This is a genomic window from Streptomyces sp. NPDC054757 (genome assembly GCF_053612185.1).
On record NZ_JBSHBW010000040.1, the window covers coordinates 42837 to 63405 of the forward strand.

General features: G+C 71.9%; 19 protein-coding genes. 10 read left to right on the forward strand and 9 right to left on the reverse strand.

Annotated elements, in window-relative coordinates:
* Positions 1–3 precede the first annotated feature (3 nt).
* Together ACWGKJ_RS31735 and ACWGKJ_RS31740 are read left to right on the forward strand one after the other, a co-directional pair.
* The gene (locus ACWGKJ_RS31735; protein WP_385024276.1) at positions 4–402 is read left to right on the forward strand and encodes a DUF742 domain-containing protein; all 399 of its coding nucleotides are present in this window, start codon (positions 4–6) and stop codon (positions 400–402) included.
* Positions 383–988 (forward strand): GTP-binding protein, encoded by a 606-nt coding sequence (locus tag ACWGKJ_RS31740; RefSeq protein ID WP_385024278.1) that lies wholly within the window; start codon positions 383–385, stop codon positions 986–988. The genes ACWGKJ_RS31735 and ACWGKJ_RS31740 overlap by 20 nt, the downstream gene beginning before the upstream one ends.
* 100 nt (positions 989–1088) lie before the next feature.
* On the opposite strand, the gene ACWGKJ_RS31745 is transcribed toward ACWGKJ_RS31740, so the two are convergent.
* The 3 genes from ACWGKJ_RS31745 to ACWGKJ_RS31755 all read right to left on the reverse strand — a co-directional run bounded on the left by ACWGKJ_RS31745 (position 1089) and on the right by ACWGKJ_RS31755 (position 3211).
* Positions 1089–2279 (reverse strand): lipid-transfer protein, encoded by a 1191-nt coding sequence (locus ACWGKJ_RS31745; protein WP_385024280.1) that lies wholly within the window; start codon positions 2277–2279, stop codon positions 1089–1091.
* Positions 2276–2737 (reverse strand): Zn-ribbon domain-containing OB-fold protein, encoded by a 462-nt coding sequence (locus tag ACWGKJ_RS31750; protein WP_385024282.1) that lies wholly within the window; start codon positions 2735–2737, stop codon positions 2276–2278. Before ACWGKJ_RS31750 ends, ACWGKJ_RS31745 begins: the two co-directional genes overlap by 4 nt.
* Before the next feature lie 126 nt (positions 2738–2863).
* Positions 2864–3211: an Mpo1-like protein gene (locus tag ACWGKJ_RS31755; protein ID WP_385024283.1), complete on the reverse strand. Its 348-nt coding sequence runs from the start codon at positions 3209–3211 to the stop codon at positions 2864–2866.
* A 176-nt stretch (positions 3212–3387) separates the two neighbouring features.
* Here ACWGKJ_RS31755 and ACWGKJ_RS31760 point away from each other — a divergent pair, with 176 nt between their 5' ends.
* The gene (locus tag ACWGKJ_RS31760) at positions 3388–4032 is read left to right on the forward strand and encodes a dihydrofolate reductase family protein (protein WP_385024285.1); all 645 of its coding nucleotides are present in this window, start codon (positions 3388–3390) and stop codon (positions 4030–4032) included.
* A 77-nt stretch (positions 4033–4109) separates the two neighbouring features.
* Here the strand turns inward: ACWGKJ_RS31760 and ACWGKJ_RS31765 are convergent, their stop codons facing one another.
* Both ACWGKJ_RS31765 and ACWGKJ_RS31770 read right to left on the reverse strand, forming a co-directional pair.
* The gene (locus ACWGKJ_RS31765) at positions 4110–4979 is read right to left on the reverse strand and encodes a LysR family transcriptional regulator (RefSeq protein ID WP_385024287.1); all 870 of its coding nucleotides are present in this window, start codon (positions 4977–4979) and stop codon (positions 4110–4112) included.
* Between the two features lie 59 nt (positions 4980–5038).
* A complete protein-coding gene (locus ACWGKJ_RS31770; protein ID WP_385024289.1) occupies positions 5039–5842 on the reverse strand; it encodes a M15 family metallopeptidase in 804 nt (267 codons plus the stop codon).
* Between the two features lie 534 nt (positions 5843–6376).
* Here ACWGKJ_RS31770 and ACWGKJ_RS31775 point away from each other — a divergent pair.
* The 4 genes from ACWGKJ_RS31775 (at position 6377) to ACWGKJ_RS31790 (ending at position 9659) form a co-directional block, all read left to right on the forward strand.
* Positions 6377–7276 (forward strand): ABC transporter permease, encoded by a 900-nt coding sequence (locus tag ACWGKJ_RS31775; protein ID WP_385024291.1) that lies wholly within the window; start codon positions 6377–6379, stop codon positions 7274–7276.
* A complete protein-coding gene (locus ACWGKJ_RS31780) occupies positions 7249–7992 on the forward strand; it encodes an ABC transporter ATP-binding protein (protein ID WP_385024293.1) in 744 nt (247 codons plus the stop codon). Before ACWGKJ_RS31775 ends, ACWGKJ_RS31780 begins: the two co-directional genes overlap by 28 nt.
* 53 nt (positions 7993–8045) lie before the next feature.
* The gene (locus ACWGKJ_RS31785; protein ID WP_385024295.1) at positions 8046–9032 is read left to right on the forward strand and encodes an ABC transporter substrate-binding protein; all 987 of its coding nucleotides are present in this window, start codon (positions 8046–8048) and stop codon (positions 9030–9032) included.
* 102 nt (positions 9033–9134) lie between these two features.
* Positions 9135–9659, forward strand: a complete 525-nt coding sequence (locus ACWGKJ_RS31790) for an NUDIX domain-containing protein (protein ID WP_385024297.1) — start codon at positions 9135–9137, stop codon at positions 9657–9659.
* A gap of 67 nt (positions 9660–9726) precedes the next feature.
* Here ACWGKJ_RS31790 and ACWGKJ_RS31795 read toward each other — a convergent pair whose 3' ends face one another.
* The gene (locus tag ACWGKJ_RS31795; RefSeq protein WP_385024299.1) at positions 9727–12081 is read right to left on the reverse strand and encodes a glycoside hydrolase family 31 protein; all 2355 of its coding nucleotides are present in this window, start codon (positions 12079–12081) and stop codon (positions 9727–9729) included.
* A 215-nt stretch (positions 12082–12296) separates the two neighbouring features.
* Here ACWGKJ_RS31795 and ACWGKJ_RS31800 point away from each other — a divergent pair, with 215 nt between their 5' ends.
* A complete protein-coding gene (locus tag ACWGKJ_RS31800) occupies positions 12297–14270 on the forward strand; it encodes an acetoacetate--CoA ligase (RefSeq protein WP_385024301.1) in 1974 nt (657 codons plus the stop codon).
* 32 nt (positions 14271–14302) lie between these two features.
* On the opposite strand, the gene ACWGKJ_RS31805 is transcribed toward ACWGKJ_RS31800, so the two are convergent.
* Positions 14303–15622, reverse strand: coding sequence for a GntR family transcriptional regulator (locus tag ACWGKJ_RS31805; protein ID WP_385024304.1), 1320 nt, complete (start codon positions 15620–15622; stop codon positions 14303–14305).
* 111 nt (positions 15623–15733) lie between these two features.
* Between ACWGKJ_RS31805 and ACWGKJ_RS31810 the strand changes: the two genes are divergently transcribed.
* Together ACWGKJ_RS31810 and ACWGKJ_RS31815 are read left to right on the forward strand one after the other, a co-directional pair.
* Positions 15734–16942: an MFS transporter gene (locus tag ACWGKJ_RS31810; RefSeq protein WP_385024306.1), complete on the forward strand. Its 1209-nt coding sequence runs from the start codon at positions 15734–15736 to the stop codon at positions 16940–16942.
* 22 nt (positions 16943–16964) lie between these two features.
* A complete protein-coding gene (locus tag ACWGKJ_RS31815; protein ID WP_385024308.1) occupies positions 16965–17849 on the forward strand; it encodes a hypothetical protein in 885 nt (294 codons plus the stop codon).
* A 160-nt stretch (positions 17850–18009) separates the two neighbouring features.
* Here the strand turns inward: ACWGKJ_RS31815 and ptsP are convergent, their stop codons facing one another.
* Positions 18010–19680: a phosphoenolpyruvate--protein phosphotransferase gene (gene ptsP / locus ACWGKJ_RS31820; RefSeq protein WP_385024310.1), complete on the reverse strand. Its 1671-nt coding sequence runs from the start codon at positions 19678–19680 to the stop codon at positions 18010–18012.
* Positions 19681–19757: 77 nt separating this feature from the next.
* Positions 19758–20207 carry a PTS sugar transporter subunit IIA gene (locus tag ACWGKJ_RS31825; RefSeq protein WP_385024312.1) on the reverse strand — a complete coding sequence of 150 codons (450 nt, stop codon included), beginning with the start codon at positions 20205–20207 and terminating at the stop codon, positions 19758–19760.
* Between the last annotated feature and the right edge of the window lie 362 nt (positions 20208–20569).

The window sequence follows — 20569 nt, forward strand, 5'->3', positions numbered from 1 at the left end:
GCCATGAGTGACGTGGGCCGGCCACCGGCGCACCACTGGTTCGACGACGACGCGGGGCCCGTGGTCCGTCCGTACGCCATGACACGCGGCCGTACCGGTGCCGGCCCCGGCCACCGCCTCGACCTGATCGCGCTGGTCGTCCCCGAGCCGGCCGCCGACGACCCGGGCAGGGACCAGCGGCTCTCACCCGAACATGTGGACATCGTCGAACGGTGCGCCACCGCACCGCAGTCCATCGCCGAACTGGCGGCCGACTTCGACCTGCCCGTGGGAGTGGTACGGGTCCTGGTCGGCGACCTCGTCGACGACGAACTCGTCCGCGTCACCCAGCCCGTACCGCCGGCGGAACTGCCGGACGTCAGCATTCTTCGCGAGGTAATCAATGGCCTTCGGGCGCTCTAGCCGCAACCAGCAGTTCGTCGAGCCGGTGACCCTCAAGATCTTAGTGGCGGGCGGATTCGGCGTGGGCAAGACCACTCTGGTGGGAGCGGTCAGCGAGATCCGGCCACTGCGTACCGAGGAGACGCTGAGCGAGGCGGGCCGCCCGGTGGACTCCACCGAAGGGGTGGAGCAGAAGACGACCACCACCGTCGCCATGGACTTCGGCCGCATCACGCTCAAGGAGGACCTCGTCCTCTATCTGTTCGGCACTCCGGGGCAGGACCGCTTCTGGTTCCTCTGGGACGAGCTGGCGCAGGGCTCACTCGGGGCGGTCGTGCTCGCCGACACCCGCCGTCTTGAGGACTGCTTCGCGGCGGTCGACTACTTCGAGCGGCGCTCCATCCCGTTCACCGTGGCCGTCAACTGCTTCGACGGAGCGGACCGATATCCCGGGGACACCGTGCGGTCCGCCCTCGACCTCGACCCCGGCGTGCCCGTCCTGATGTGTGACGCGCGGGACCGCGAGACCGTGAAGGAGGTACTGGTCTCCGTCGTGGAGCACGCCATGGCCCTCGCTTCCGGAGCCCGCGCGCACGCCATCACGTGAGGCCCCGCGCGCACGCCATCACCTGAGGCCCCCGCACAGGCCATCACCTGAGGAGCCCGCGTGCCCGCCGCCGCCGGTTCAGCGCTGCGGAAGGCCCCGCTCAGCGGACGGCGATCACCGACGAACCGTGCCCGAACAGCCCCTGGTTGGCGGTGATCGCGGCGCGTGCCCCCGGCACCTGGCGGGCGCCGGCCCCGCCGCGCAGCTGCCAGGTCACCTCGCAGACCTGGGCGATGGCCTGCGCGGGCACCGCCTCACCGAAGGAGGCAAGACCCCCACTGGGGTTGACCGGGACCCGGCCGCCGAGCGCGGTGGCGCCCTCCCGTACGAGTGTCGCGCCCTCGCCCGCCCCGCAGAGCCCGATGTCCTCGTACCACTCCAGCTCCAGCGCGGTCGACAGGTCGTAGACCTCGGCCAGTGAGATGTCCTCCGGGCCGATCCCCGCCTCCTCGTACGCCGCACGCGCGAGGGAGGCGCGGAAGGATTCCGCCGGGGCTGCCACGGCGGTCGCCGAGTCGGTGGCGATGTCCGGCAGGTCGAGTACGGTCCTGGGGTACGTGGGAGTGACGGTGGAGACCGCACGGATACGGACCGGGTGCGCCACCCCGTGCCGGCGTGCGAACTCCATGCTGGTGAGCACGAGAGCGGCCGCGCCGTCGGAGGTCGCGCAGATGTCGAGGAGCCGCAGCGGGTCGGCGACCACGGGTGAGGCGGCCACGTCATCGAGGGTGACCGGTTTGCGGTAGCGGGCGCCAGGGTTGAGCGCGCCCGCCGCCGAGTTCTTCACCTTCACCCGCGCGAAGTCCTCCAGGGTGTCGCCGTGGACGGCCATCCGGCGCCGGGCGTACAGCGCGAAGTACGCCGGGTTGGTGGCCCCCAGCACCCTGAAGCGCAGCCAGTCGGGGTCGTCGGGCCGCTCACCGCCCGCAGGGGCGAAGAACCCCTTCGGCGCGGAGTCGGCGCCGACCACCAGCACCACGTTCGCCATCCCGGCGAGTATCTGCGCCCTGGCCGTGCTGATGGCCTGCGCCCCGGACGCACAGGCCGCGTACACACTGGTGACGCGGACTCCCTGCCAGCCCAGCGCCCGCGCGAAGGTGGCGCCCGCCACATAGCCGGGATAGCCGCAGCGCACCGTGTCCGCGCCGACGACCGACTGCACCTCCTGCCAGCCGATCCCGGCGTCCGCGAGCGCGGTACGGGCCGCGGCCGTCCCGTACTCGACGAAGCTCCGCCCCCACTTGCCCCATGCGTGCATCCCGGCCCCCAGGACCGCTATGTCGCCGGTCATGAGCGCGCCCGCGGTGTCCGCACCGGCCGCCAGTGCCAGGTGGTCCAGACGGTGTCCGTGTCCTCGTTGAGCACGCCGGGTACGGCTTCCACCTCGGCGCCGACCGCCAGATCCGCGAGTGACACCCCAGGCGACGCCTGCCCGAGCACGACCATGCCCTCCGCCGCCAGCTCGACGGCGACCAGGATGTACGGCTCCCATGCGACGCCGGGGTCCGAGACATACGGCGCGGGCGGCCGGTAACGGCCGTCGGTGTACGACCAGACCCGGCCCCGCTTGGAGAGCGGGACCTCCACCAGTTCCCCGCCCGGGCAGCCCGGGTTGCGGCAGAAGGTGTCCTCACGCGGGAAGAAGACGGCGGAACAGGCCGAGCACCGGGTGCCCAGCAGCCGGAAGTCCTCATCCCCGGCCTCGGCCGTGAACCATCCGGCCACCACGGGTGTGCGCGTGCGCGTCAAAACCCCTCCCGGCATCAGCAAACTGACGGAACGTCAGAAGTGTGCCACGGGCCGGCCGCCGCCGCGAGCCACCTGTCGGCCGTTCTCCGGTGCCCCCAGGTTCGGCCCGTCTCCGCGCCCCAGGGTTCAGCCGTTCTCCGCCAGCCACTTCGCGGCGGTGGCGGCCAGTTCGTGGTCCCGGCCCGCCAGCATCGTCCGGATCATGCGTACGTCGCCCCGCAGCGACCAGGCCGGGTGGCCGAAGGTCGCGGGATTGTTCCCCTCTATGAGGAAGTGCGCGGGCCACGCGGTCCCGTACCCGATGAGCGGCAGCGCGGCCGCATACCGCTTCCGGCCCCGCGCAAGCCCGTAGGCGGTCACGGCGAGCCCGGTGAGCGTGCCGGCCAGATGCACCCACCGGGTCGCCGCCCGGGAGTGCATCGCGACGTAGTAGGGCCAGAACTCCTCGTACGAATCACATGTCTGCTGCGTCATGGGGAGACGGTAGGCGCCATGGGCGCACCGGGAGAAGGGGCATCCGTCACTCCGCCACCCCGTTACTCCCCGCTCCCTTACTCTGCTGCTACTCCGCCGTCGACGTGGCGATGAGTTTTCCCGCCCGGGTGAGTCTCACTATCGATACCGACAACACACAGCACACCGGAGGAACCGTGCCCCAGCTACTGAGAGTCCAGAACTTCACCGTCTCCAGCGACGGAGTCGCCGCGGGCGAGGACCAGACGCTCGAAAGGCCGTTCGGTCATGTCGATCCCGGGGAGCTGTTCTCCTGGGCCGGTGCCACGGCGAGCTGGCCGAACCGCACCGAGCCGGGCGGGAGCCGGGGCCTGGACGACTATCTGACGCGGGACTTCGCGCACAACATCGGCGCCGAGATCATGGGGCGCAACAAGTTCGGCCCCCAGCGCGGCCCCTGGCAGGACCACGAGTGGCAGGGCTGGTGGGGTGACGAGCCCCCGTTCCACACCCCGGTCTTCGTACTGACCCACCACCACCGCCCTTCGTTCACACTCTCCGACACCACGTTCCACTTCGTCGAAGCGGACCCCGCCACCGTCCTGGAGCAGGCAAAGGAGGCCGCGCAGGGCAAGGACGTCCGGCTCGGCGGCGGGGTCACCACCATCAGGGAGTTCCTCGACGCCGACCTCGTGGACACCCTGCATGTGGCGGTCTCGCCGGTGAAGCTCGGGTCAGGACTGCGGCTCTGGGATTCCCCCGACGAGCTGCGCGACCGGTTCCATCTGGACGTCGTTCCCAGCCCGAGCGGGATGACCCACCATCTGTTCTGGCGGAAGTGACCCCGGTGGCCGGCCGGGAAGGCCCCCGGCCGGCCGGGGAGGACGTAAAGGGGGTACGGGACCGGCCCGGCGGCAGGTCAGCCGCGCCGGTCTCCGGCCGGCTCCCTTGACGGCGCGGCCCTGAGCGCGGCGGCCACGAAGGACGCGACCAGCGGCCGGCGGTCCCGCTCGTTCCAGGCGAGCACGAGGCGACTGGGCGGGGCGTCGGTCACCGGGACCAGCGTCACGCCGTCCGGGACCGGCTCCACCAGTGAGCGGGGGAGCATCCCGATCATCCGGTTCGCCGTGATCATGTGGAGCATCTGCACCACATCGGCCACCTCGGGCCCCGTGCCGTCGTCCCCGGCCAGCCCTTTCCAGCGCGGCAGCGTCTCATCCGCCAGATCGGACATCCGTACCGAGGCGCGCCCGGCCAGCCGGTGCGCGGACGGAAGGACCGCCACACGGTCCTCGGTGTGCAGCGTCTCGTGGGCCAGGCCGCCGAGTTCGTCGAACGGGGCGTAGAGCAGACCGACGTCGGCCCGCCCGTCACGCAGGAAGCCGGTCCGGTCGGCGGGCCCGCTGAACAGGATGTCCACCCGGCGGGCATCGGGCCGGCGGGCGTACTCGGCCAGGATCCCGGAGAGCAGCCCTGCGTCACCGCCCGGCTTGAGCACCAGCCGCAGCTGGTCCCCGGTGTCGCCGGCGCGCCGGGCGTTCCGGGCGGCGGCGCCGACCGCGTTGAGCGCGTGCCGCCCGTGTTCCTGCAACGCCTCCCCGGCCGGGGTGAGTCCGACATGGCGGCTGGAGCGTACGAACAGCGGGACACCGAGCCGGTTCTCGATCCGCCGGATCGCCTTCGACAGCGCCGGCTGGGCGATCGAGAGCCGCTCGGCGGCCCGGCCGAAGTGCAGCTCCTCGGCCAGGGCGATGAAGTACTCAAGCTCGCGGGTCTCCAGTTCGGCCATGCCTCCAGGTTATTGCCGAATGCCGAACGGGGCATGCGCGACACCGGTTTCGTGCAGCATCAGCGATGCCCGGCCACCGAGCGCCGGCTGACCGGAAAGTCGAAGTAGCGGTCCGGGTACGCCTCCGGCTGGTAGGTGAAGTGCCACCACTCCTCGGGGAGGTTGACGAAGCCCTCGGCGTCGAGTGCGGTCCGCAGCATGTCGCGGTGGGCGCGCTGGACGCCCTTGATCCGAGGGGCGTCCGTGTGTGCGAGGGTGTCGAAACAGTCGAAGCCGGTTCCCATGTCGATCGAGTTGTCCGGGAAGCGCTGCGCCTTCGGGGCGTAGCAGGGGGCGAGCCGCTGGCCGTGGTGGTACGGGCGGGTCGGCAGGGCAGGCAGCTTCACCAGGGTGAGATCCATGGTGCTGCCGCGGCTGTGGCCGGATTTCTCGGCGATGTAACCGTCGGCGAAGAGCCGGGACTTGTCGACCCGGGGATAGAACTCCGCCTTCATCGCCAGGGCGTCCGGGTCCTCGGCCCAGCGCACGAAGCGGTCGACGGCCCGCTGCGGCCGGTAGCAGTCGTAGACCTTCAGCGAATACCCGCGGCGCAGCAGCTTCGTCTGGGCCCGGTGCAGGGCCTGTGCGGCGGGGCGGGTGAGGATGCACAGCGGCTGCTCGTATCCGTCGACCGGGGCACCCGTGAAGTTGTGCTCGTACGGATACCGCATCTCCTGGATGATCGTCGGGTCCACGGCGCTCAGCGCGACGAAGTCCCGCGGCGCCCGCGGCTCCTGCTGCGCCCTGGCGGCGGGCGTTGCCGAGACGACGGCGAGCAGGGCGGCGGCGGCCAGGGACCGTACGGTGCGGGTCAGTCGTGTCATGGGCATTCCATCTATCAGGTGAACGGCCCGGAGGGGAAGGGTGATCGGCTCCGGTCCGCGCGCGACGGATCGCTCGTGGGCCTGCCAGGGATCCCCGCTGTCCGAGCCGCGGCGCCCCACCCGTAACCGCGGGATCCCACCTCGGCCGTGCGTCTCCCGATGCACTCGCAGGCCGTGCCCCCTGGCCCGGGGCCGTCCGGCCTCTTCCTCCGGTATCCGGCACCGGACCATCCCGTCCCATGGACGCCGGGTGTCGTCCGATGGGCGAGACACCGTTGACCGCGTGAGGTTCCCATCTGCTAGCTTCTGCCCCGTGTTCATGTCGCATTTACCAGATGTTTTCCACGGGCGGTCACTTTGACCCGCTGAGCGTGACCTCCCCGTACGCTGCCGCGACTGCCGACGCCTCCAGGCTCCCCACCGCTCCCCGTCCGCGCCCCGGGCCGCGACGGCACTCCGCCGTCAGCACCCCGGCAGCCGCCCGCGCACGCCGCGCCGCGGGTCCGCGCCCTCCTGTACCGACGTGGAGCCCTCATGAGTACCAACGAAAAAATCCCTGGAAAGGGCATACCCATCATTTCGGCCCAGGCTCCTGAAGCCGAGGGGGCAGCCGCACTCGGCGCGGCGGGCGTCGACCTGGAACCCATCGTCTCCGCATCGTCCCGGCGCCGCAGCCTGCCACGCTGGCTCCGACGTGCCACCGGGCCCGCGCTGCTGCTGATCCTGTGGCTGGTGCTCAGCGCCACCGGGGCACTCCCGTCGGACATCCTCGCTTCCCCCGGCACCATCGCCCGTACCGCCGGCGGGCTGATCTCCGACGGCACGCTGCCGTCCGCGATGGCGGTCTCGGTGCAACGCGTCGCCGTCGGACTGGTGCTGGGTGTGACGGCCGGGGGCGGGCTGGGGCTGCTGTCGGGGCTGCTGCGGATCGGCGAGGACCTGATCGACGCGGTGGTGCAGATGCTGCGCGCGGTGCCGTTCGCCGGGCTCATCCCGCTGCTGATCGTCTGGCTGGGTATCGACGAGACGGTCAAGGTGGCGCTGATCGCCCTCGCCACGGCCTTCCCCCTCTACATCAACACCCACGCCGGGATCCGGGGCGTGGACGAGCAACTGATCGAGGCCGGTGCCACGCTGGGCCTGGGCCGCTTCGGCCTGATCCGCCATGTCGTGCTGCCCGGAGCGCTGCCCGGAGCCCTGACCGGGCTGCGCTTCGCGCTGGGCTCGGCGTGGCTGGCCCTGGTCTTCGGCGAGACGGTCAACGCGGGCGACGGCATCGGCTTCCTGATGGACCAGGCCCGCGAGTACTACCGCACCGACGTCATCGTGGTCTGCCTGATCGTCTACGCCTTCCTCGGCCTGGCCGCCGATCTCGTCGTCCGTACGCTGGAAAGGCTGTTGCTGCAATGGCGACCCACGTTCACGGGGAACTGACCGCCGACCGGGCGGTCGTCGACATCACCGGTCTGACCCGGTCCTTCGACGGCCGGCCCGTCCTCGACAAGCTGGAACTCGCGGTACGGCCCGGCGAGTTCGTGGCTCTGCTCGGGCGCAGTGGCTGCGGCAAGAGCACACTGCTGCGGATACTCGCCGGACTCGACCGGGACATCGACGGCACCGTGCTCGTGCCCCGCCGCCGGGCGGTGGCCTTCCAGGCGCCCCGCCTGATGCCGTGGAAACGGGTGTGGCGCAACGTCGTGCTGGGCCTGCCCGGCCGCCCCGCCCGGGAGACCGCGGTACGGGCGCTGGCCGAGGTCGGCCTGGAGCACCGGGCCGATGCCTGGCCCAAGACGCTCTCCGGGGGTGAGGCCCAACGCGCTTCACTGGCACGGGCGCTGGTCCGCGAACCGGACCTCCTGCTGCTCGACGAACCGTTCGGCGCACTCGACGCACTCACCCGGATCAGAGCGCAGCAGCAGGTGGCCGAGGTGTGGCAGCGCAGGGGCTGCGCCGTGCTGCTCGTCACGCATGACGTGGAGGAAGCGCTGCTGCTGGCCGACCGGGTCCTGGTGATGCAGGACGGCGTCATCGCCCATGTGCAACCGGTGGCCCTTCCGCGCCCCCGCGACGTGGGAGCGCCTGAGTTCACCCTGCTGCGTGCCGGGCTGCTGACCGGGCTCGGCGTGGTGGCGACCCCGACCCCCTCCTGATTCCCCCCAACAGCCCCCCGGACACCTCCACTCGACCCGAAGAAGGACTCCCCGTGAAACGACGCTGCCTCGGCGCCCTGCTCATCCCGTTCGCTCTGCTGACCGCGGCGTGCGGAGGGAAGCCGGCACACACCGGGACCACGCTCAACGTCGGCGACCAGACCGGCGGCGACCGGGCCATGCTGGAAGCCTCCGGCGAACTGGACAACCTGCCGTACAAGATCCACTGGTCGAACTTCGCCTCCGGGCCGCTGCTCCTCGAAGCCGTCAACGCCAAGGCGGTCGACCTCGGCTGGACCGGCAACACACCGCCGGTGTTCGCCGCCGCGTCCAAATCGAAGATCACGGTCGTGGGCGCGATGCACAGCTCGGTCGCGGGTACGGCCATCCTGGTGCCGAAGAACTCGCCGCTGAAGAAGGTCCAGGACCTCAAGGGCAAGAAGATCGCGGTGATGCAGGGCACCACCGGGCACGACCTGCTGCTCTCCGTCCTCAAGAAGGCCGGAATGCCGGTCAAGGACGTGAAGGCCGACTACCTCCAGTCCGCAGAGGCGAAGACCGCCTTCAAGCGGGGAGACGTCGATGCCTGGGCGGCGGCCGACCCGACCACCACGCAGGCGCTGGACGGTGGGAACGCCCGGGTCCTGGTGAGCGGACAGGGCCTGGTCAACGGCCTCACCTTCGATGTCGCCGCCCCCTCGGCGCTGGCGGACAAGGGGAAGTCGGCGGCCATGAAGGACTACCTGCAGCGGCTGCAGCGCGCCCGGAAGTGGGTCTACCAGCACCCGCAGCAGTGGGCGAAGGTGTGGTCGAAGGACACGGGAGTGCCGTACAAGGTGGCGCTGGACGCGGTGCGCCGGACGTCGGGCACGACGGTACGGGTCGCCTTGGACCGGGCCGCCATCGCATCGGAGCAGCAGATCGCGGACGAGTTCGCTCGCCTGGAGCTGATACCGAAGCCGTTCAGGTTCTCCCAGTTCGTCGACACCCGGTTCAACGCCGGTGTACCGGCGTCCACCACCCCGCCCCACGTGTTCTGAACGGCGTTTCGACGACCGCCCCATCATGGTCGGTGACCGCGCCGCCCGACCCTTCGTACGACCGCGTGCGCAAAGGGATTCGGTCGGCTACAGTCCGCGCTCATGAACGAGCAGCCTGCCGCCAAGCCCCCCAGGGATTCCCACTGTTCGGCCTGTGGCGCCCCGTTCGCCACCGCCGGATGGCCCCGGACCTGCCCGTCCTGCGGGACCACCGCCTACCGCAACCCGCTGCCCGTCGCCGTGGCACTGCTGCCGGTACGGGACGCGCGGGGCGCCGGGCTCACCGTCATCACCCGGACCAACGAACCGCAGGCCGGCGGCATCGCCCTGCCCGGCGGCTTCGTCGACGGCACCGAGACATGGCAGCACGCCGTCGTACGCGAGCTGCGTGAGGAGACCGGCATCGCCGCCCGGCAGCAGGACGTACGGCTGGCCGACGCACGCAGCTCACCCGACGGGCATCTGCTGCTCTTCGGCCTGCTCCCGGAGTGCGCGGCGGACACACTCCCGCCGTCCGTTCCCACCGACGAGACAGCCGGCCGGCACATCCTGCGGGCCCCCACCGACCTCTGTTTCCCGCTGCACACCGCGGTCGTACGGCGCTGGTTCGCCGGGCAGTACGGCTGAGGCCCGGCCGGCCCCGGATCACCGCTGAACTCCACGGAACGGCCAGAAGCCGCTGCCGCGCCCCGCCCTACGCCCCCAGCCCCCGCACCCGCACCGGGCACCCCGGCTCCACCTCGCCCTCCGCCACCACGCGCCCGACCACGACCCGCCCGTCCTCCAGCGAGGCCGTGTAGCGCTCGACCTCCGGCTCCGCCCACCCGTCGCCGGTGTCCCGCACGACCACCCCGCCCCCGGTACGCCCGGCCGCCGGCGCCCAGACCTCCAGCCCGGTACCGCCGCCATCGACCCGTACCGGAATCACCGCACCGGCCCGCGCCAGCACCGGCACCCGTGACAGCGGCGCCTCCAGCACCACCTGCCCCGGCCCCTCGTACGCCGCACCGGTCGCCGTGTCGTACCAGCGCCCCCGCGGCAGCCGCACCGCCCGCCGGTCGCCGCCCCGGTCGAGCACCGGCGCCACCAGCAGACTGTCACCGAGCAGAAAGGCGTCGTCGCAGTCCCGCAGGGCGCGGTCCTCCGGCGCGCTCCACCAGACCGGCCGCACATACGGGGCGCCGGTCAGCCGGGAGACATGCGCCAGCGTCACGAAGTACGGATGCAGCCGCTCCCGTTCGATGAGCGCCGCCCTCGCGTGCTCCAGTGTCCGCGCGCCGAACTCCCACGGCTCCCTGCGCCCGGCCAGGATCGCCGAGTGCGTGCGCAGCAGCGGCAGGAAGGCGGCCAGCTGGAGCCAGCGCAGATACAGCTCGGGGGAGGGGCTGCCGTCGAAGCCGCCCACGTCGGGGCCCGAGTACGGCACCCCGCACAGACCGAGCCCCAGCACCAGCGAGAGCGAGGCACGCAGCCCCGCCCACCCGGTCGTCACATCGCCCGACCAGGTGCCGCCGTACCGCTGCATCCCCGCCCACCCGGAACGGGAGAAGAGAAAGGGCCGCTCGTCGGGGCGCAGCGCCCGCAGCCCCTCGTAACCGGCCCGCGCCATCGCCAGACCGTAGACGTTGTGGGCCTCCCGGTGGTCGCCGCCACGGCCCTCCAGATCGTGCCGCGACGAAAGCGGCAGCGTCGGATCCCCGAACGGCAGCATGGAGGCGGGCTCGTTCATGTCGTGCCAGAAACCGCTGAACCCCTGCGCGAGCCGCTCCGCGTACAGCCCGCCCCACCAGTCCCGCACCCACGGCGCCGTGAAATCGGGGTAGACGCACTCACCCGGCCACACGACCCCGCGCACCGCGGCGCCCCGGGCATCCCTGACGAAGGCGTCAGCGGCCAGCCCCTCCCCGTACACGCGGTTGCGCCGGTCGGCCTTCACCGCCGGATCGACGATCGAGACCAGCCGTACGCCGTCCCGCCGCAGCTCCTCGGCGAGTCCGGGCAGATCCGGGAACCGCCCGCTGTCGACCGTGAACACCTGGTGCCGGTCGTAGTGGTCGATGTCCAGATGCAGCGCCGTCAGCGGCAGCCCGTGCTCCCGGTATCCGGCGACGACCCTGCGCACCTCCCGGGCGCTGCCGAAACCCCACCGGGCGTGCTGCGGCCCCAGCGCCCAGGACGGCGGCAGCGCGGGCCGGCCGGTCAGCGCCGTCCAGCCCAGCAGGACCCGCGCCGGAGTGCCTGCCACCACCCAGCAGCGCAGCGGGCCGCCGGCCATCCGCACCTCACTGGAGCCCGGCCTGTCATGTCCCGATCCCGCCCCCTCCCGGCCCTCGGCCAGCACCACCAGGCCGTCCCGGGTGTTGTCGTGGAAGACCAGATGGGCCCCGGCGTCGGCCACCACCAGCTGGACCGGCATGGTGATGTACAGCGGATCGTCGCCCGGTCCGAAGCCACCGCGCGGATCGGTGTTCCACAGCCGGTACGTGCCGTCCCGCAGCCGGGGCCCCGACGCCCGCCCGCCGAGACCGAAGAAGCGCGCGTCGGCGGGCACCTCGGCCCGCTGCACCCAGCGGGCCGCGCCACCCGACACCGGCTCCCACCAGCGCGGCGGCAGCTCACGGCGGATCCGCACACCGCCCGGCGTGAGCAGCTCCACCGCGCCCTGCCGGGACACCACGACGGTCAGCCGCTCCGAGACCACCCGCCACCCGCCGGCCGTGTCCGGTTCGAGCACCGCCCGGGGATCCGCATCGGGACACCCGTCGGCCAGCGCGTACGACGGCTCCGGCTCAGCGCCGTCCCACCCCCAGAAGACCGCCCCGCCCACCGCGACCCGTACCAGCAGCTCGGAGCGGGTGAACCGGATGACACCGCCGCCCGGCCGGTGCTCCACACCGGTCACCGCACCGGGCACCCGCGCCCGCTCGCGGCCGCGCGGCGCGAGCTCAGCCGCGTCCGCGCGCCGTCCGCGCAGCGCGGTGCGCAGGGCGAGCCGCCCACGAGCCGAACCGAACGCCTTCACCGAGCGGACCAGGCCGCGACCGTCCATGACGATCACCCTGCCACCCCGGAACCGGCGGGCGAGGCTCGTTCAACCGTCGTTCACCTCGTCCTTGACCAGATGTTCACGATGCCGGCGCCGCAGGCCCGCCCTGGTGCGCGGGACGATCACATGGCATCGTCGCTGCCAGCCGTGTCACGCGCACACCCCTCGCACGTGCGCGCCCACACGCGACACCACGCGTACAGCCCGGGAGCCGCCCCATGAACCCATCGAACGCCGCGCCCCTCTGGCAGCCCAGCCAGGAACGGATCGACGGCGCCAGGATCACCCGCTTCCAGGCGTGGGCCGCCGAGCGGTACGGTGCACCCGCCGACGGTGGATACGAGGCCCTGCACCGCTGGTCGGTCGAGGAGCTCGCCACCTTCTGGCAGGCGGTCGCCGACTGGTTCGGCATCCGGTTCGACACCCCGTACGAGAGCGTGCTCGCCGACCGCTCCATGCCGGGCGCCCAGTGGTTCCCCGGAGCCACCGTCAACTACGCGGAGCACGCCCTGCGAACCGCCGCGGACCCGGCACGCGCACAGGAGCCCGCCCTGCTGTACGTCGACGAGCGCCAGGGTCCACAGCCCGTCAGCTGGTCCGAACTGCGCCGCCAGGTGGGAGCGCTCGCGGCCGAACTGCGAGCCCTGGGCGTACGCCCAGGCGACCGCGTCAGCGGCTATCTGCCCAACATCCCGCAGGCCGTCACCGCGCTGCTCGCCACCGCGGCGGTCGGCGCGGTCTGGACCTCCTGCGCCCCCGACTTCGGCGCCCGTGGTGTGCTGGACCGCTTCCAGCAGGTCGAGCCGGTCGTCCTGTTCGCCGTGGACGGCTACCGGTACGGCGGCAAGACCCATGACCGGCGCGACACCGTCGCCGAGGTCCGGGCCGAACTCCCCACCGTGCGCGCCGTGATCCACATCCCGCTGCTCGGTACCCCGGCCCCGGACGGCGCGCTCGACTGGTCGGCCGTCACATCCGGCGAAGCGGAGCCGGTGTTCGAACAGGTCCCCTTCGACCACCCGCTCTGGGTGCTCTACTCATCGGGCACCACCGGGCTCCCCAAGGCCATCGTGCAGTCCCAGGGCGGCATCCTGATCGAGCACCTCAAACAGCTCGGTCTGCACTGCGACCTCGGCCCGGGCGACCGCTTCTTCTGGTACACGTCGACCGGCTGGATGATGTGGAACTTCCTCGTCTCCGGCCTGCTCACCGGGACCACGATCGTCCTCTACGACGGCAGCCCCGGCTTCCCCGGCACCGACGCGCAGTGGCGCATCGCCGAACGCACCGGCACCACCCTCTTCGGCACCTCCGCCGCCTATGTCATGGCCTGCCGCAAGGCGGGCGTCCACCCCGCCCGCGACCACGACCTCTCCCGCGTCAAGTGCGTCGCCACCACCGGCTCCCCGCTTCCGCCCGACGGCTTCCGCTGGCTCCACGAGGCGGTCGGCGACGACCTCTGGATCGCCTCGGTCAGCGGCGGTACGGACGTCTGCAGCTGCTTCGCGGGGGCGGTCCCCACCCTCCCGGTCCACATCGGCGAACTCCAGGCCGCCTGCCTCGGCACCGACCTCCAGGCCTGGGACCCGCAGGGCAGACCGCTCATCGGCGAGGTCGGCGAGCTCGTCGTCACCAACCCCATGCCGTCCATGCCGATCCGCTTCTGGAACGACCCCGACGGCAGCCGCTACACGGGCAGTTACTTCGAGATGTACCCGGGAGTCTGGCGGCACGGCGACTGGATCACGATCACCGGCCACGGCTCCGTCATCATCCACGGACGCTCGGACTCCACCCTCAACCGGCAGGGCGTCCGGATGGGATCCGCCGACATCTACGAAGCGGTCGAGCGGCTCCCCGAGGTCCGCGAGTCGCTGGTCATCGGGGTCGAGGAGCCCGACGGCGGCTACTGGATGCCGCTCTTCGTCCAGCTCGCCCCCGGCACCCCGCTCGACGACGGGCTGCGCGGGCGCATCAAGCAGACCATCCGCGAGCAGCTCTCCCCGCGCCATGTCCCCGACGACATCATCGAAGTCCCGGGCGTCCCGCACACCCTCACCGGCAAACGCATCGAGGTCCCGGTGAAGCGGCTGCTCCAGGGTGCGGCGCTCGACAAGGCGGTCAACCCCGGCTCGGTCGACAACATCGAACTGCTGCACTTCTACGAGAAGCTGGCCCGCGACCGCGGCTGACCACCCACCCACGCCCGCACCGCCCTGGTGCGCTAACCCCCGTACATGGCCTCGGACTCACCCAGCACAGCCGCGAAGTCCGAGGCCAGCGCCGCCGCGTCCGGTCCGGCCAGGGCGGCCGTCGTGATCCGTACGGCCGGGGGAGAGGCGATACGGAACCGGGCCCCCGCCGCGATCCACCAGCCCCGCGAGCGCATCCCGTTGACCACAGCCGACTCGTCCCGCACCGGCACCCAGACACCGAGCCCGCTCGCCCCGTGCCCCGCGATCCCCAGCTCCCCGAGCCGGGCGAGCAGCGTCCGCCTGCGCTCCGTGTACGTCTCCGCGGCCCGCGCCACCAGTGCGCACACCGACCGGTCGGACATCGCCCGCGCGACCGTCTCCTGGAGGAGATGGCTGACCCAGCCGGAGGTCAGCAGCATCCGGCCGTCGTGACGGGCCAGCGTCGTCGCGTCGCAGGCCACCGCGGCCCAGCGCAGATCGATCCCCAGATGCTTGGAGACGGTCCGCACATGCGCCCACCGCTCCAGACCGCCCGCCGCCAGCGGGAACGCCGCCGCGTCCGCCACATCCGCGTTGTGGTCGTCCTCCACGACCAGCACATCGGGAAACCCCGCCAGCACGCCGAGGAGCGCCGCACGCCGCTCCGCCGAGAAGCAGCCCCCGACCGGACTCTGCCCCCGCGGGCTGCACACCACAGCGCGCGCACCGGCCCGCAGCGCGGCCCGCAGGGCCTCCGGCCGGATCCCCTCGTCGTCCACCGCGACCGGGGCCGTCCGCAGCCCCAACGCCGGTACGAGATCGAGGAGATGATGGAAGCCCGGATCCTCGACGGCGACGGTGTCACCCGGTCTCAGCTCCACCGAGAGCAGCCGGGCCATGCAGTCGAGCGCCCCGTGCGAGAACGTCACCCGCTCGTGCGGTACCCCGTCCCGCGCCAGCCACTCCCGCGCCAGCTCCTCCAGGGCGGGCAGCCGCGGCGACCCCCGGTACGAACCCCGCACGGGATCCACCGGGCCGGGCGGCAGCAGTACGGGGAGCAGCGCCGGGTCCGGATGGCCGCCGGCCAGATCACGCACCCCCGGCGGCACCTTCGGCGGCCGCCGCGAGCCCACCGCGGGCGCCTGCGCCACCACCGTGCCGCCGCGCCCGCGCGTGACCACGATGCCCCGCTGCCGCAGCTCCTTGTACGCCGTCGCCACCGTGCCGGGACTCACGCCGAGTCCCTCGGCCAGCCTGCGCACCGGAGGCAGCGCGGCCCCCGGCCCCAACAGGCCCTCGGCCACACCGTGTTCGACCGAAGCGGAAATCTCCCTGGCCGTCGTTCCACTGATCCCATATTGTGTTGCCACGTAGCAGAGTATGTATCAATACGTAAATTAGGTCAAGGGGGAACAGTGAGTCCGAGCAGGCGCCGAGCGGCACTGTACGCACGCATCCCGGGCGGCGATGACGGCCGCCGCATGCTCTGGATCAGCCTCATCAACAAGGTGGGCACCGGGCTCTGGATGGGCGCCGCCGCCCTCTACTTCACGCTCGTCGCCGGCCTCCCGGTCGCCGAGGTCGGCGTCCTCATGGGCGTCTCCGGAGCCGCCGGCATCGCGGGCGCACCACTCGCCGGCCATCTCGCCGACCGGTACCGCCTCACCCGCGTTCTGGTGGCCGCCCAGCTACTGCAGGCACTGGCCCTGCTCGCCCTGCTCACCACCCACGACTTCACGCTGATGCTCCTCTGCTCCGCGGCAGGCAGTCTCGGCGACCGAGGCTCCAACGTCCTCACCAAGCTCTACTCGGCCCGGGTCGGCGGCGCCGACCGCATCCGCTACCAGGCTGTCCAGCGCACGGTCTCCAACGCGGGCTGGGCCATCGGCGGCCTTGCCGCAGCCGTCACCCTCTCCATCGGGACCACCCACGCCTACGACAGCCTGCTCATCGGCAACGCCGTCTCCTACGCCGTGGTCGCCGCCCTCACCCTCCGCTGCGGTGAACCACCGGCCCCCACCCGGGTCGTCACGGGTTCCGGGGAGCGGGCGCCCCGGGCCCCGCAGCCCAACCCCTGGCGCGACCGCACGTACCTCCTCTTCACCGCGACCGAGACGATGCTCTTCCTCGACGACGCCGTGCTGCAGGTCGGCATGCCGCTGTGGATCGTCCACGCCACCGCCGCCCCGCACGGCCTGGCACCCCTGCTGATGGTCCTCAACTGCGTCATGGTCGTCTGCTGCCAGGTACCGCTCTCCCGCTTCGCCACCTCCCCGAGATCCGCCCGCGCCCTCCTGATGCCGCTGGCCGGCGCGTTCACCGTCGGCTGCCTCGCGATGACGGCGTCGTCGCACGGCGGCACCCGGGCGGCCGTCACCGCACTGCTCATCGCCGCGATCGCGCTGACTGTCGCGGAGATGCTGCACGCCACGGCTTCCTGGGAACTCTCCGTGACCCTCGCTGCCGACGGTGCGCAGGGCGCCTACCTCGGAGTGCACGGCCTCGCCCAGTCCGCCCAGCGCAGCGGCGGCCCGCTGCTCGTCACCGCGGTCATCGCCGCAGGCCCGCCAGGATGGCCCGTGCTCGCCGCAGGCGTTGTCGTGACCTGTGCGGCCCAGAGCCGTCTGGTGCGCTCCCGGCTGTCCGCAACGCCGTTGTCAGTGCCCACGGTTACTGTGAGTGAGCAATGATCGATCGCGCTCAGGGGGAGTCATGGCGCAGACACACCGGACCGGATCCATGCGGCGGGCACTGCGCCGCGAGGCACCCAGCACCGTCGGCCTGCTGGCCGACGAGCAGGACTTCGCGGCCATGCGGCGCTACCGCACCTTCACCTTCGACGACCACGCGGCCTATCTCCAGCAGGTGGAGGGCCTGCTGCGGTCCCTCACCGCCGAGGAGGTGCACACGACGGTCGCCCTCTTCGACCCCGAGGAGTACGAGGAGTTCTGCACGGCGGCCGGCCTCGACCCGGACTCGGCGGAGAGCCGGACACGCTTCACCGCGGGCATCGCGGCGGACGGGGCGACCGTCCCGTACACCGGCCAGCCCATCGACCGGCTGGTCCCGCTCCTGGTCAACGCCGCGGTGTGCCGGGCCACCCTGGAGTACGCGACGCTGGTGCTGGCCGATGCGGGGGAGTGCGCCGACTGCGGCCGGAACGTCGGCACGGCCTCCTTCGACCGGGCATCGCGCGCACTGAAGAGCCTGCTGGACGGCGCGGGGGCCGGAGTCCACCATCTCGTCTGCAGCATCCCCACCGAGGACGAACCGCTCATCGCCGTCCTGCACGCCGAGAGCGGCGAAGACCCCGGCATCCGGCTCGACCGCACCGAGGGCACCGCCTTCGTGACGGTCCTCGCCGCCGGCATGGCCCTGGAGAGCCCCGGCGGCACCGTCGTCCGTACGACGGCCCCCGGCCAGGACGACCGGGTCCGCGGCTGGCGGCTCCAGCGCGGCCGACTGCTGCCGCTCACCGCGGGAGAGGTGTTCAGCGCCTACTGCACGGACGCCGACACCGGCGACCCGGTCCCACCGGAGCCGGGCGTCGACTACTGCGCGGGATATCCGATCCCCGACGACGGCGCCCACCACTGACGGCAGAGCCCCACCGACCACCACCCGACCGACGGCCCACCGCACTGTCCGTCAACCACCGGGCCCATTGTCCCGGCAACAGCCGAGGGGCTCCCCGCCGACCACACGGCAGGAAGCCCCTCGGGCACCCCGGTACGGAATACCGCGGTGCGCAGCCCGGCTACTCGCCGGACAGCACCGCCTGAGCGGCCAGCCGTGCCTCGTCCGCCGAGTCCGCGGCGCGCGCCGCGGACGCCGCACGCTCGCACTGGGCGAGAGTGTGCTGCGCCAGCGTGGTGCGGACATAGGGGATGGCAGCCGCGCCCATGGAAAGGCTGGTCACCCCGAGACCGGCGAGCACACAGGCGAGGGTCGGATCGGACGCGGCCTCACCGCAGACACCACAGCTCTTGGCCTCGGCCTTCGCCGCCTCGGCGGCCATCGACACCAGGTCGAGCAGCGCGGGCTGCCAAGGATCCTGCAGCCGCGACACCGCACCGACCTGGCGGTCCGCCGCGAAGGTGTACTGCGCCAGGTCATTGGTGCCCAGCGACAGGAACTCGACCTCGCGCAGCAGGGAGCGCGCCCGCAGCGCGGCGGACGGAATCTCCACCATCGCACCGAACTTCGCATGCAGCCCCGCTTCCCGGCAGGCGTCGGCGAACGCCTTCGCATCGGCCCGGTCCGCCACCATCGGGGCCATGACCTCCAGATACACCGGAAGCCCCTCAACCGCCCTGGCCAGAGCCGCCAGTTGGGCGCGCAGCACATCCGGATGGTCGAGCAGCGACCGCAAACCCCGCACCCCGAGGGCGGGGTTCGGCTCGTCGGCCGGCGTCAGGAAGTCCAGCGGCTTGTCGGCCCCGGCGTCCAGCACCCGTACGACAACGCGGCTCTCCGGGAACGCTTCGAGCACCGAGCGGTACGCCTCGACCTGCTTCTCCTGCGACGGCGCGTTCGCGGAGTCGTCCAGGAACAGGAACTCGGTCCGGAAGAGCCCGACACCCTCGGCGCCCGCCTCCAGAGCGGCGGCGACATCACCGGGCCCGCCGATGTTCGCCAGCAGCGGCACCTTGTGACCGTCCGACGTGGCGCCAGGACCGGTGGCCGCGGAGAGCGCCGCCTTGCGGGCCGCAGCCGTGTCCACCAGCTCCGCGCGCTTCTCGTCGCTCGGCCGGACGAAGATCTCCCCGGTGCTGCCGTCGACAGCCACCACCGTGCCCTCGGCCAGCTCGCCCGCACCGGGCAGCGCCACGACCGCCGGCACACCGAGCGACCGCGCCAGGATCGCGCTGTGGCTGGTGGGCCCGCCCTCCTCGGTCACGAACCCGAGCACAAGCGTGGGGTCCAGCAGCGCCGTGTCGGCCGGGGCGAGATCCCGGGCGATCAGCACATACGGCTCGTCACTGTCGGGCACACCCGGCATCGGAACACCCAGCAACCGCGCGACGATACGGTTCCGCACATCGTCCAGGTCCGCGACCCGGCCCGCCAGATACTCACCGGCGCCGGCCAGCAGGGCGCGGTACGAGGCGAACGCGTCGTACACCGCGCGCTCGGCCGAACTCCCCACCGCGATACGCCGGTCAACATCAGCACTGAGCTCCGGGTCCTGCGCCATCATGGCCTGGGCCTCCAGCACATGCTGCGCCTCACCCCCGGCCAGGTTGCCGCGCGCGACGAGGTCGGCGGCCACAGCCTCCACGGCCTGCCGTGCGCGGCCCTGCTCGCGCTCCGCGTCCTCCGCCGGGATCTGCTTGGCAGGCGGTTCGAGAACGGCCGTACCCATGTGCCTGACCTCGCCGATGGCCACACCGTGGCTCACCCCGACGCCTCGCAGCGTTGTCTGCATGTCACCCGTCTCCGTCCGTAGCGGCGCACCCCGGCGCCGGGTGGTTGGCCGATGCACCGCTCTTCACGGCGCCGAAGTCACTGCCAGTTGAAGAGAGACCCGCCGACCGCGACATCGCCGCTCTCGGACAGGTCCGAGAGGGAGTCGGCAGTGGCTTCCAGCGCGACGACCGGGCAGATCGGGGACTTGCCTGCGGCCTCGACGCCTGCCGGGTCCCAGTGCACCAGGGCCTGTCCGCGCCGCACGGTGTCCCCCTTGTTGACGAGCAGTTCGAAACCCTCGCCGTTCAGCTGGACGGTGTCGATGCCGAGGTGGGTCAGTACTCCGTGGCCCTCTCCGTCGACGACGACGAAGGCGTGCGGGTGCAGGGAGACGACGATGCCGTCGACCGGCGACACCGCGTCGGCCGGCTCGCGTACGGGGTCGATGGCCGTGCCGGGCCCCACCATCGCGCCGGAGAACACGGGATCCGGCACCGCGGCCAGTCCAATCGCGCGTCCGGCGAGCGGGGATGTCACGCTGGTCATATGGGGCCTCTCAGAGGGCGGCGTACTCTTTCAGAAGGGTAAGTCATAGTAAGTCCCGGTTCCGCACGGGAGCGGCGGGTTGACAGACGCCGGTGGATACCGCAAGCGATTTGCTTCGCCCCTGGGCGAGCTGTACTGTCGAACCCCTGCCTGGCCCCGTCACGACATCAAGTCGGGGGCCGGTAGCCTCTCGAAACAGTCCAGGACTTCAGCTCCAGTCTATTTCTGCATGCCCGTAGGAATAGTGGTCGGAGCGAGGGAAAAGGACTGATAGAGTCGGAATCGCCGGAAAGGGAAACGCGAAAGCGTGGAACTGGAAAGCACCCGGCCGGCCGGGAATCGGACACGAAAGAGTCTGATAG

What these genes read in the sequence shown, in the direction of transcription:
- ACWGKJ_RS31780 (WP_385024293.1), top strand. Translation starts at nt 7,249, where the DNA reads ATGGCGACCCACGTTCACGGGGAACTGACCGCCGACCGGGCGGTCGTC.
- ACWGKJ_RS31800 (WP_385024301.1), top strand. Translation starts at nt 12,297, where the DNA reads ATGAACCCATCGAACGCCGCGCCCCTCTGGCAGCCCAGCCAGGAACGG.
- ACWGKJ_RS31775 (WP_385024291.1), top strand. Translation starts at nt 6,377, where the DNA reads ATGAGTACCAACGAAAAAATCCCTGGAAAGGGCATACCCATCATTTCG.
- ACWGKJ_RS31735 (WP_385024276.1), top strand. Translation starts at nt 4, where the DNA reads ATGAGTGACGTGGGCCGGCCACCGGCGCACCACTGGTTCGACGACGAC.
- ACWGKJ_RS31770 (WP_385024289.1), bottom strand. Translation starts at nt 5,842, where the DNA reads ATGACACGACTGACCCGCACCGTACGGTCCCTGGCCGCCGCCGCCCTG.
- ACWGKJ_RS31755 (WP_385024283.1), bottom strand. Translation starts at nt 3,211, where the DNA reads ATGACGCAGCAGACATGTGATTCGTACGAGGAGTTCTGGCCCTACTAC.
- ACWGKJ_RS31810 (WP_385024306.1), top strand. Translation starts at nt 15,734, where the DNA reads ATGCTCTGGATCAGCCTCATCAACAAGGTGGGCACCGGGCTCTGGATG.
- ACWGKJ_RS31740 (WP_385024278.1), top strand. Translation starts at nt 383, where the DNA reads ATGGCCTTCGGGCGCTCTAGCCGCAACCAGCAGTTCGTCGAGCCGGTG.
- ACWGKJ_RS31745 (WP_385024280.1), bottom strand. Translation starts at nt 2,279, where the DNA reads ATGACCGGCGACATAGCGGTCCTGGGGGCCGGGATGCACGCATGGGGC.
- ACWGKJ_RS31790 (WP_385024297.1), top strand. Translation starts at nt 9,135, where the DNA reads ATGAACGAGCAGCCTGCCGCCAAGCCCCCCAGGGATTCCCACTGTTCG.
- ptsP (WP_385024310.1), bottom strand. Translation starts at nt 19,680, where the DNA reads ATGCAGACAACGCTGCGAGGCGTCGGGGTGAGCCACGGTGTGGCCATC.
- ACWGKJ_RS31815 (WP_385024308.1), top strand. Translation starts at nt 16,965, where the DNA reads ATGGCGCAGACACACCGGACCGGATCCATGCGGCGGGCACTGCGCCGC.
- ACWGKJ_RS31765 (WP_385024287.1), bottom strand. Translation starts at nt 4,979, where the DNA reads ATGGCCGAACTGGAGACCCGCGAGCTTGAGTACTTCATCGCCCTGGCC.
- ACWGKJ_RS31825 (WP_385024312.1), bottom strand. Translation starts at nt 20,207, where the DNA reads ATGACCAGCGTGACATCCCCGCTCGCCGGACGCGCGATTGGACTGGCC.
- ACWGKJ_RS31795 (WP_385024299.1), bottom strand. Translation starts at nt 12,081, where the DNA reads ATGGACGGTCGCGGCCTGGTCCGCTCGGTGAAGGCGTTCGGTTCGGCT.